Below are 11,434 nucleotides of genomic sequence, written 5' to 3' on the forward strand. Positions count from 1 at the left end.
GTTCCCCCACCTCACATGACCGACCTCTTCCCAGCGCGTCACATCGGCACCGACGGCGACGCGCAGAGCACCATGCTGTCCGCGATCGGCGCGGCCGCCTCCCGCGAGTGGGCCTCCGTGGAGGACCTCGTCCTCGCGGCCGTCCCCGACTCCATCCGCGTGGACGCCGGGCGCGAGTCCGTGCTTCCGGCTCCGCTGAGCGAGCGCGCCGCCCTCCGCGAGCTGCGCGCGCTGGCCGCCCGCAACACCGTCAACCGCAGCCTGATCGGCCTCGGCTACTACGGCACGATCACGCCCGCGGTGATCAAGCGGAACGTGCTCGAGAACCCGGGCTGGTACACCGCGTACACGCCGTACCAGCCGGAGATCTCGCAGGGCCGGCTGGAGGCGCTGATCAACTTCCAGACCATGGTCTCCGACCTCACGGGCCTCGACACGGCGAACGCATCGATGCTCGACGAGGGGACCGCAGTGGTCGAGGGGATGCTGCTGGCGCGCCGCGCATCCAAGGCGAAGTCGCCGCGTTTCGTCGTCGACGTCGACACGTTCCCGCAGACGCTGGCGCTGCTGCGCAACCGGGCGGAGGCGGTCGGCATCGAGCTGGTCGTGCTCGATCTGGCGAGCCTCCCGGCGGATGCCCCGGAGCTGAGCGACGCCTTCGGCCTGTTCGTGCAGTACCCGGGCGCCTCCGGGCGCGTGTGGGATCCGAGCGCCGTCATCCGCACGGCGAAGGAGGCGGGGGCCGTGATCGTCGCGGCCGCCGACCTGCTCGCCCTCACCCAGCTGCGCGCCCCCGGCGAGCTCGGAGCGGATGTCGCCGTCGGCACCAGCCAGCGCTTCGGCGTCCCGATGGGGTTCGGTGGCCCGCACGCCGGCTACATGGCGGTCCGCAAGGGCCTCGAGCGGCAGCTCCCCGGCCGCCTGGTCGGGGTGTCGCAGGATGCGGTCGGGAAGCCGGCGTACCGGCTCACGCTGCAGACCCGCGAGCAGCACATCCGCCGCGAGAAGGCGACCTCGAACATCTGCACCGCGCAGGTGCTCCTCGCCGTCATGGCGGCGATGTACGCCGTCTACCACGGCCCCGCCGGGCTGCGCGCGATCGGTCGCCAGGTGCACCTGACGACGGCCGCCGTCGCCCAGGCGCTCCGCGCATCCGGTGTCGAGGTCGTGTCGCGCTCGTTCTTCGACACGCTGCAGGTCGAGGTGGACGACGCGGCCACCGTCGTCGCCCGCGCGCACGATCGCGGCTTGCTGCTGCACGCGACCGACGCCGGTCTCGTCTCGCTGAGCATCGACGAGGAGTCGGCGGAGGACCTGCGCGACGGCGACTTCCCGCTCGGCGACCTCATCGAGGTGCTCGGCGGCACGGTCGACGGCGTCCCGGCGCTCACGCTCTCCGGCGAGGCGTCCTACGACCCGGTGCTCGCGCGCGAGTCCGAGTACCTCAGCCACCCGGTGTTCAACACGCACCACTCCGAGACCGCGATGATGCGCTACCTGCGCCTGCTGCAGGACCGCGACTACGCCCTCGACCGCGGCATGATCCCGCTCGGCTCCTGCACCATGAAGCTCAACGCGGCGACCGAGATGGAGGCCGTGACCTGGCCCGAGTTCGCTGCGCTGCATCCCTTCGCCCCGGCCGCCGACGTGGCCGGCTCGCTGGAGCTCATCGACCAGCTGGAGGAGTGGCTCGCCGACGTCACGGGGTACGACACCGTCTCGCTGCAGCCGAACGCCGGCAGCCAGGGCGAGCTCGCCGGACTGCTCGCGATCCGCGGGTACCACCGGTCGCGCGGCGACCTGCAGCGCACCGTGTGCCTCATCCCGCAGTCCGCGCACGGCACGAACGCGGCCTCCGCCGTGCTCGCCGGCATGAGCGTCGTCGTCGTGGCGACGGACGAGCTCGGCAACGTCGACCTCGACGACCTGCGCGCCAAGATCGCGGAGCACGCCGACACGCTCGCCGCGCTGATGATCACCTACCCGTCGACGCACGGCGTGTACGAGCACGAGGTGGTCGCGATCACCCAGGCCGTGCATGACGCCGGTGGCCAGGTGTACGTGGACGGCGCCAATCTCAACGCGCTGCTCGGCTACGCCCGGTTCGGCGACTTCGGCGGCGACGTCAGCCACCTCAACCTGCACAAGACGTTCTGCATCCCGCACGGCGGCGGCGGCCCGGGTGTCGGCCCGGTCGCGGCCAAGGCGCACCTCGCGCCGTTCCTGCCCGGCCACCCGCTCGCGCAGGACGCGACGCACCCGATCGTGGGCGGCGGCCGCGTCGAGCACGGCGGAGCGCCGGTCTCGGCGGCCCCGTACGGCAGCCCGAGCATCCTGCCGATCAGCTGGGCGTACGTCCGGATGATGGGAGCGGAGGGGCTGAAGGATGCGACGGGAGCGGCCGTGCTGTCGGCGAACTACGTCGCTGCACGGCTGCGGGAGCACTTCCCGGTGCTCTACGCGGGGGAGGACGGCCTCGTGGCGCACGAGTGCATCCTCGACCTGCGTCCGCTGACCGAGCGCACCGGGGTCACGGTCGACGACGTCGCCAAGCGGCTCATCGACTACGGCTTCCACGCGCCGACGATGTCGTTCCCGGTCGCCGGCACCCTGATGGTGGAGCCGACCGAGAGCGAGGACCTCGCCGAGCTCGACCGCTTCGTGGCCGCGATGATCGCGATCCGCGAGGAGGCCGACGCCGTAGCGGCGGGGGACTGGCCGTCCGACGACAACCCGCTGCGGAACGCGCCGCACACCGCGGAGTCGGCGGTCTCGTCCGACTGGACGCACCCGTACTCGCGGGAGCAGGCGGTCTACCCCGTCCCTGCGCTCGTCCGCAACAAGTACTGGCCCCCGGTGCGCCGCATCGACCAGGCCTACGGCGACCGCAACCTCTTCTGCGCCTGCCCGCCGCCCGAGGCCTTCGCCTGACCCACGCCTAACCGCCTCCGCCCTTCACCCCCACCGTCGAGTCCGCAAACTTTGCACGCTTCGCCCCGCGATTCCGTGCAAAGTTTGCGGACTCGACGGCGGGGGGTCAGGCGAAGATGTGGGGGAAGAGGGCCACGGCGAGGGGATAGCCGACGAACGAGACGATGTCGATGATCGTATGGGCGACGACGAGCGGCATCACGCGGCCCCAGCGGGTGTAGCACCAGCCGAAGACGATGCCCATGATCGCGTTGCCGACGAACGGGCCGAAGCCCTGGTACAGGTGGTAGCTGCCGCGCAGCACCGCGGCGCCCAGGATGATCGACCACGTTCCCCAGCCCAGCTGGCGCAGGCGCGTGAAGAGGTAGCCGACGATGATGACCTCCTCCTGCAGCGCGGCACGCAGCGCGGCGAGGATGAGCACCGGCACCGTCCACCAGTGCGCGTCGAGCGTCGACGCCTCCACTGTGACCGTGATCCCGAGCAGCCGGGTGAGGGCGTAGAAGAGGATGCCGGGGATGCCGATCACGAGGAACAGCAGCGCCCCGCCGCCGAGGTCGCGGGCGGGACGCGTGAGGTCGAAGCCGATCCGCCGGAAGCCGCTGCGCTGCGGCTGCCAGAGCAGGTAGATCACCAGGGCGACGGCGAACAGCGGGAACAGATTGCCCAGCACCTGGTACAGGAAGTCGAAGACCTCCCGGCTCGACTGGGCGGGGTTCACCTCCGCCTTCTGGTCCGCCAGGGGCGTACTCTGAGTCGCACGGTCGATGATCGTGACGATGGAGTAGATCGCCGACTGGCCGAGCGACAGGCCGAGCACGATCGCGACCTCCCACCAGAGGCGGGGGCGCGCGGCGCGCTCCACGGGGGTCTCTCCGGCCCAGGTCAGCGCGTCAGCCATACCGGCATCCTGCCAGCCCGGACCGCAAACCATTCAATCGTTGCATTGCACGATCAAATCCACCGTTTTTGTGCGCATCGTGCACGAATCCTCCGACTGAGTTACCACTCTGTAACGTTTTCCCGCGCTGTTTTGCAATCACTGGCAGCGATACCTAGGGTCATTCTTATCCCGCGCGGACCAGGCTTCTCGCATGCCCGTTCCGACGCACACTTCGCACAGGAGGAACATTGCACATCAACGGAAGAAAGGGCAGGTTCGCGGTCAGCGCGGTCGCCGTCGCAGGCGTCGCAGCACTCGCGCTGTCGGCCTGCACCACGTCCGGGAGCACCAGCACCTCGTCCGCTGCCAAGGGCGGCACCGTGACGGTGGCGGTCGTGAACGACTTCACCTCGTTCAACTCGCAGACGCCGCAGGGCAACCTGGACACCAACGGCCAGGTCGGATACCTCAACGGCTCGTACGGGACCGGTTTCCAGTACATCGACAACAACTACAAGATCGTCCACGACGACAAGTTCGGCACGTTCGAGAAGACCTCGGACGACCCGCTGACCGTCAAGTACACCCTGAACAAGGACGACAAGTGGTCTGACGGCGAGCCCGTCACCGCCGATGACATGATCCTCGCGTGGGCCATCGCCTCCGGCCACTACGACTCGGCGAAGTTCGACGATGACGGCAACGTCACCAGCGGCACGCAGTACTTCCAGATCGCGGGCTCGACCGCGGGCATCGACGCGACCGACTTCCCGACGGTCAGCAACGACAACCGCACGATCACCCTCAAGTACGCGACGCCGTACGTGGACTGGGAGCTCGTCAACCCGATCGCGCAGCCCGCGCACATCGTCGCCAAGAAGGCGGGCCTCTCCTCGGCCGCCGACCTGACGAAGCTGCTGAAGGGCCTGCCCAAGGGCGACCCGGCGAACCCGGCTCCGGCCGACCCGACGCTGAAGAAGGCGGCGGAGTTCGTCAACACCGGCTACGACGTGACCGCGTTCCCGACCGACAAGGACCTGCTGGTCTCCTCCGGCCCGTTCGTCGTCTCGTCGTGGACCCCCGGCCAGTCGCTCACGATGACGCCGAACAAGTACTACGCCGGCGGTCTGAAGCCGAACGTGGACAAGATCGTGTTCCGCATCATCCCGGACGCGAACGCCCAGGTCACCGCTCTCCAGAACGGTGAGGTCGACATCATCAACCCGCAGGCGTCCGCCGACACGATCACCGCGCTCAAGCAGACCAGCGCCAAGATCCTCACCGGTGCCCAGGCGTCGTACGACCACCTCGACCTGAACTTCGGCTCGCCCGTGTTCAAGGACGAGAAGGTCCGCGAGGCGTTCCTCAAGACGATCCCGCGTCAGCAGATCCTCGACTCGATCGTCACCCCGGTCGACTCGAAGGCGAAGGTCCTGAACTCGCAGATCTTCCTGCCGAACCAGGAGCAGTACGAGGGCAGCGTCAAGCAGAACGGCTCTGACAAGTACGACAAGGTCGACATCGAGGGCGCCAAGCAGCTGCTCGCCGGTGCCACCCCGACCGTGCGCATCCTCTACAACACGAACAACCCGAACCGTGTCGACGAGTTCCAGTCGATCTCGGCCTCGGCCGCGAAGGCCGGCATCAAGGTCGTCGACGCCGGCTCGCCCGACTGGAGCAAGCTGCTCCCGGGTGGCGACTACGACGCCTCGCTCTTCGGCTGGATCAGCCCGGGTGCAGGCACCACGCAGCTGCCGCAGGTGTTCGCCTCGCAGGGTGGCGGAAACTACAATCGCTACACCGGCACCAACGACCTGGCCCTCAAGTCGCAGACCACCCTGGACAAGGATGAGCTGACGAAGATCGAGTACCAGATCGACAAGCAGACCTTCACCGACGGCTACGGTCTGCCGCTGTTCCAGCTCCCGGGTGTCTTCGCGACCACCTCGCGGGTTGACGGCGTCAAGTACAACGGCGGACAGTCCGGTCCGTTCTGGAACTTCTGGGAGTGGTCGGTCAAGTCCTCCAAGAAGTAACAGCTCCGCAAGTGAGAGTGCCCGGGTGAACCCCGGGCACTCTTACTGCGGCGGGGCGTCGGTTCCGGCCGGCGCCCCGTATCATGTAGTCGGTGGACGTGATCCGTCCGCCCCGTGAGATACGCGCCTGGCGGCAAACCCCCCTCCGCCGCACCCCCGATCGGCGCGTCCTGTCAGTGAAGGTTTTGAACCTATGGCGAGTTTCATCCTGAGACGCCTTCTGGTCTCAGTGCTCATCATCATCGCCGCCTCGTTCCTGATGTACATGCTGGTCGCCTACAGCGCCGACCCGCTCCAGGACCTCCGAGGCAGCAATTCCCCCAATAAGACGCAGCTCATCAACGCGCGCATCCAGCTCCTGCAGCTCGACGTCGCGCCGCCGCTGCGCTGGCTGCTCTGGCTGGGCGGTGCGGCCAAGTGCCTCATCCCGTTCGCCAACGCCTGCGACCTGGGGTCCACCGTCTCCAACGCGAAGGTGACCGACATCCTCCCGCAGGCCCTCGGGTCGACGGTGCAGTTGGTCACGTTCGCCCTGATCCTCGCGATCCTCCTCGGTGTCACCATCGGCATCGTCACCGCCCTGCGGCAGTACAGCGGACTCGACAACGTCGTCACGTTCCTCAGCTTCTTCCTGTACTCGCTTCCTGCGTTCCTCGTGGCGGTTCTTCTCAAGGAGTTCGTCGCGATCGGCTTCAACAACTTCCTCGCGCATCCGACCATCCCCTGGTGGGTGGCCGTGCTGATCGGGCTGGTGGCCGGACTCATCTGGCAGTCGCTGATCGGCGGTGACCGGAGGCGGCGTCTGCTGACCTTCGTCATCTCGGGTGTCGCGACGGCGGGCGTCCTGCTGCTCATGTCGGCGATGAACTGGTTCCTCATGCCGGGCCTCGGCCCGGTGGTCATGATCCTGCTGATCGCCGCGACCGTGATCGGCGCCACGGCGCTCATCTCGGGACTGCAGAACCGGCGGGCGCTCATCTCGGCGGCCATCGCGGGTGCGATCAGCCTGGTCTGCTACTTCGCGCTCCAGCCGCTCTTCGATGTCTCCACCATCGGCACGATCATCATCCTGGCGATCGTGGCCATCATCGTGAGCCTTGCGATCGGCTGGTTCGTCGGCGGCTACGACCGCGGCCAGAACATGCGGATCTCTGTGATCGTCACGATCGTCTCGGGGTTCCTGATCATCGTCGACCGCTTCATGCAGGCGTGGCCGCAGTACTTCCAGGACACCAACGGCCGCCCCATCGCGACCGTCGGCTCCTCGACCCCGGGCCTCGAGGGCGATATGTGGGTCACCGGCCTCGACACGTTCACGCACCTGGTGCTGCCGACGATCGCCCTGCTGCTCATCTCGTTCGCGTCCTACACCCGCTACTCGCGGGCCGGGATGCTCGAGGTGCTCAACCAGGACTTCATCCGCACCGCGCGCGCCAAGGGCCTGCCGGAGCGGACCGTCGTCGTGCGTCACGCCTTCCGCAACATGCTCATCCCGATCACGACCCTCGTCGCCTTCGACGTGGGAGCGCTGCTCGGTGGTGCGGTCATCACGGAGCGCGTGTTCGCCATCCCGGGCATGGGCTCGCTGTTCAACCTCGGCCTCAGCCGCGGCGACCTCAACCCCGTCATGGCGTACTTCCTCGTGATCGCGGCCATGGCCATCCTGTTCAACTTCCTGGCAGACCTCGCGTACGCCGCACTCGACCCGAGAGTGAGGGTCCGATAAATGTCCGTCAACGACACACGTATCGCCGATGAGCTGCAGGCGCCCAGCGCCCCGCCCGTCAGCCAGGGAAAGCTCGTCTGGAAGCGGTTCCTCTCCAACAAGGTCGCCGTCGCCAGCGCCATCCTGTTCATCCTGATCCTGCTGTTCTCGATCTCGGCGATCGGGCTGGGTCCGATCCCCGGCTGGTGGAAGTACAACTACACCGAGCTGAACGACCAGGTGCAGCAGGGCTCCCCGACCTGGGAGCACCCGTTCGGCCAGGACCGCATCGGCAAGGACTACTTCGCCCTGACGATGCGCGGCATCCAGAACTCGATCCTCGTCATGGTGGTCCTCGGACTCATCGCGAGCGTCGTCGGTGTCGTCGTCGGCGCCGTCGCGGGCTACTTCCGCGGCGTGGTCGACGCGATCCTGATGCGCATCACCGACGTGTTCATCGTCATCCCGGCGCTGGTCATCGGCTCGGTCGTCGGTCACGCGTTCGGCGGTCTCGGCGCGTTCTTCCTGGCGTTGATGCTCGGGTTCTTCTCCTGGATGGGCATCGCCCGTCTGGTCCGCGGTGAGTTCCTCTCCCTGCGCGAGCGGGAGTTCGTGGAGGCGGCCCGCGTGGCCGGCGCCTCGGACGCGCGCATCATCTTCAAGCACATCCTGCCGAACGCCATCGGCGTCGTCATCGTGGCCTCGACGCTGATCATGGCCTCGGCCATCCTGCTCGAGACCGCATTGTCCTACCTCGGCTACGGCATCCGTCCGCCGGACGTCTCGCTCGGCCTCCTGATCAGCTCGAACCAGTCCGCGTTCCAGACGCGTCCGTGGCTGTTCTGGTGGCCCGGTGCGTTCATCGTGACGCTCGCGCTGCTCGTCAACTTCGTCGGCGACGGCCTGCGCGACGCGTTCGACCCGCGCCACCGCCGGTTCAACCTCCGCAAGATGCGGGAGCAGGAGCCGGAGGAGGGCGAAGGCGACGGCCGGAGCCCGAAGACCGGAGCGGCCCTCGCGGAGGACGTGCTGTGACGCCCGCCCGCGTCGCGCTGCTCCCGGCCGGTTCAGGCCAGGAGCAGCGCGGCGACGGTGCCCGCGAGCAGGAGCACCAGCACCGCGAGTTCGACCAGGTGCCAGCGCACCGTGACCGGCGTCTCGTCGGCACGACCCGCGTCGATGGCGCCCGCGTCCTGGAGCATGCCCCAGCGGCGGCGCACGACCTCGGCCGCCGCGCCGGACTCGGTGCCCAGCAGGTCGCCGGGGCGGCGCACGCTGTCCTCGACGCGCGGGCGGCCGATGTGGCCCTTCGTCTCGTTGCGGGTGGCGCGGAGCGTGCTTCCGGTGCCGGGCGCGGGAGCGGCCCACACCGGGATCTTGCGGCCCGGGGTGTACAGCGTCAGGGCGTACTTGGTGTCGACCGCGATCAGCGCCTCCCAAGGGATGCGGACGGTGCGCGTGACATTGACGACCGTGATGCCCTCGTCGGCGACCGTCAGCTGCGGGCGCCAGAGCATCGCCCACGCGACGAACGCGAACAGCGCGCCCGGCACGATGTAGAGCAGCCGGGCGTCGTGGACGCTGAACAGCAGGCCGATGGTCAGGGCAGCAGCGGCCGCCCAGATCAGAACGGCAAGGACCCGGTTGAACCGGGACACGAAAACCTCGCGTTCGGCGGGGGAGACGTAGGGCATGGGTCCATGCTCTCATCCCGCCGGAACGCCCCCGAAAGGAACCACGAATCATGACCGAGACCAACCCGGTCCGGGCGACGGCGCAGGCCGGCGGCCCCGTCCTCGAGGTGAACGACCTCTCCGTCGACTTCGGTGTGGACGGCGTCTGGGTGCCCGCCGCAAAGAACCTGAACTACCAGATCAAGGCGGGCGAAGTGCTCGCGATCGTGGGTGAGTCCGGTTCGGGCAAGAGTGCGAGCTCGATGGCGATCCTCGACCTCCTGCCGAAGAACTCGCGCGTCCGCGGCTCCATCAAGCTGGACGGCCGAGAGCTGACCGGCCTCAGCCAGCCGCAGATGCGGCGCGTGCGCGGTCGTCAGGTCGCCGTGATCTTCCAGGAGCCGATGACGGCGCTGAACCCGGTCTACACGGTCGGTTTCCAGATCGTCGAGACCCTGCGCATCCACTTCGGGATGTCGCCGCACGAGGCCAAGGAGCGCGCGCTCGAGCTGCTCGCCATGGTCGAGCTTCCCGACCCGAAGAAGGCCTTCAACTCGTACCCGCACCAGCTCTCCGGCGGCCAGCGCCAGCGCGCGATGATCGCTCAGTCGATCTCGTGCGACCCGAAGCTGCTGATCGCCGACGAGCCGACCACCGCGCTCGACGTGACGGTGCAGGCCGAGATCCTGGAGCTTCTGCGCAGCCTCCGCGACCGTCTCGACAGCGCGATCCTGCTGATCACCCACGATATGGGCGTTGTGGCCGACCTGGCCGACAACATCGTCGTGATGCGCAAGGGCGACATCGTCGAGTCGGGGACGGTGGCGGAGGTCTTCGCCGAGCCGAAGCACCCGTACACGATCGCCCTGCTCGACGCCGTTCCGCACCTCGGCCAGCGCGAGGACGAGGAGATCGACACGACGGCCGCCCTCGCCGCGGGCACGGAGAACCCGGACGCGTCGTTCACCGAGCGCATCCGCGCCAACGAGCGCGCGGCGCAGGCCGAGCACGAGAAGGCCGAGATGGACAAGCGCGAGGTCGTCGTCGACTTCCGCAACGTCGCGATCGAGTATCCGAAGCACGGCCGCGTGCCCGCGTTCCGCGCGGCGAGTGACATCGACCTGAAGATCCACGTGGGCGAGGTCGTCGGCCTCGTGGGCGAGTCGGGCTCCGGCAAGACGACCCTCGGCCGCGCCGCGATCGGCCTGCTTCCCATCCATTCGGGTCAGCTCGTCGTCGCCGGGCAGGACATCAGCAGCCCGAGCCGGGACGAGATCCGCAAGCTGCACCGTAACGTCGGCATCGTGTTCCAGGACCCGTCGTCGTCGCTGAACCCGCGCCTCCAGATCTCCGACTCCATCGCCGAGCCGCTGCGCCTCGCGAAGAACCTCAAGGGCGCGGAGCTCTCGAAGGAGGTCGACCGCCTGCTCGACAGCGTCGAGCTTCCGCGCGCCTACCGCAGCCGGTTCCCGCACGAGCTGTCGGGCGGCCAGAAGCAGCGCGTCGGCATCGCCCGCGCCCTGTCGCTGAAGCCGCAGGTGCTCATCGCCGACGAGCCGACGAGCGCGCTGGACGTGTCGGTGCAGGCGCGCGTGCTGCAGCTGATGCAGACCCTCCAGAAGGAGATGAACTTCGCCTGCCTGTTCATCACCCACGACCTCGCCGTCATCGACGTGCTCGCCGACCGCATCGCGGTGATGCACCACGGCCGCCTGGTCGAGGTGGGCACGCGCGACGAGATCCTCCGCTACCCGAAGGAGGCGTACACGCAGCGACTGCTCGCCGCCGTGCCGCTTCCGGACCCGGAGCAGCAGCGCGCCCGTCGCGCCCTGCGCCTGGAGCTGCTCGCCGCCGGTTCCGACGACACCGCGCCCGCCCCGACGATCGTCGAGGAGCCTCCGGCGCCCGAGCCGCCGGTCGCCCAGGGGCTCTGAGCCGCTCGATGACACAGGGAGGGTCGGTCCACCAGGACCGGCCCTCTTTGCATCTGCGGCGGAGGAAACCCTGCACGGGCCGCTCGAGAACTCCTCCCTTTGGCGACATCGTCCGGAGTGGCGCGTCGGATCTCCTCCGTTTCGGACGGCCATTGCGGTTCGGCGGGGCCGGGCGAAACGGAGGAGATCCGGAAGGACACGCCGCTGGCACGCACGAATGGGAGGTGCGGGCGGCGGTGACCGCGCGAACGTCCTCCGTTTCGCAGGGCTGA

The 11,434-nt window shown here is 68.5% G+C and carries 7 protein-coding genes; 5 read left to right on the forward strand and 2 right to left on the reverse strand.

The window, feature by feature from the left end:
- Positions 1 to 15 precede the first annotated feature (15 nt).
- On the forward strand, positions 16 to 2,931 hold the full coding sequence (gene gcvP, locus AXZ95_RS17480; protein ID WP_018191497.1) for an aminomethyl-transferring glycine dehydrogenase: 2,916 nt from the start codon (positions 16 to 18) through the stop codon (positions 2,929 to 2,931).
- A 106-nt stretch (positions 2,932 to 3,037) separates the two neighbouring features.
- Here gcvP and AXZ95_RS17485 read toward each other — a convergent pair whose 3' ends face one another.
- Complete coding sequence (locus AXZ95_RS17485; protein WP_018191496.1) at positions 3,038 to 3,832, reverse strand: type II CAAX endopeptidase family protein; 795 nt, start codon at positions 3,830 to 3,832, stop codon at positions 3,038 to 3,040.
- A 230-nt stretch (positions 3,833 to 4,062) separates the two neighbouring features.
- Between AXZ95_RS17485 and AXZ95_RS17490 the strand changes: the two genes are divergently transcribed.
- From AXZ95_RS17490 to AXZ95_RS17500, 3 genes are all read left to right on the forward strand, one after another.
- Positions 4,063 to 5,850, forward strand: a complete 1,788-nt coding sequence (locus AXZ95_RS17490; RefSeq protein WP_018191495.1) for an ABC transporter family substrate-binding protein — start codon at positions 4,063 to 4,065, stop codon at positions 5,848 to 5,850.
- A gap of 193 nt (positions 5,851 to 6,043) precedes the next feature.
- Positions 6,044 to 7,576 carry an ABC transporter permease gene (locus AXZ95_RS17495; RefSeq protein ID WP_018191494.1) on the forward strand — a complete coding sequence of 511 codons (1,533 nt, stop codon included), beginning with the start codon at positions 6,044 to 6,046 and terminating at the stop codon, positions 7,574 to 7,576.
- Complete coding sequence (locus AXZ95_RS17500; protein WP_018191493.1) at positions 7,577 to 8,590, forward strand: ABC transporter permease; 1,014 nt, start codon at positions 7,577 to 7,579, stop codon at positions 8,588 to 8,590. It abuts the gene before it with no gap.
- Positions 8,591 to 8,622: 32 nt separating this feature from the next.
- Here the strand turns inward: AXZ95_RS17500 and AXZ95_RS17505 are convergent, their stop codons facing one another.
- Positions 8,623 to 9,249: a PH domain-containing protein gene (locus AXZ95_RS17505; RefSeq protein WP_018191492.1), complete on the reverse strand. Its 627-nt coding sequence runs from the start codon at positions 9,247 to 9,249 to the stop codon at positions 8,623 to 8,625.
- 50 nt (positions 9,250 to 9,299) lie between these two features.
- Here AXZ95_RS17505 and AXZ95_RS17510 point away from each other — a divergent pair, with 50 nt between their 5' ends.
- Complete coding sequence (locus AXZ95_RS17510) at positions 9,300 to 11,162, forward strand: ABC transporter ATP-binding protein (RefSeq protein ID WP_018191491.1); 1,863 nt, start codon at positions 9,300 to 9,302, stop codon at positions 11,160 to 11,162.
- Positions 11,163 to 11,434 lie beyond the last annotated feature (272 nt).

The sequence above is a fragment of the Leifsonia sp. 115AMFTsu3.1 genome, from assembly GCF_004362795.1.
Lineage (GTDB): Bacteria > Actinomycetota > Actinomycetes > Actinomycetales > Microbacteriaceae > Leifsonia.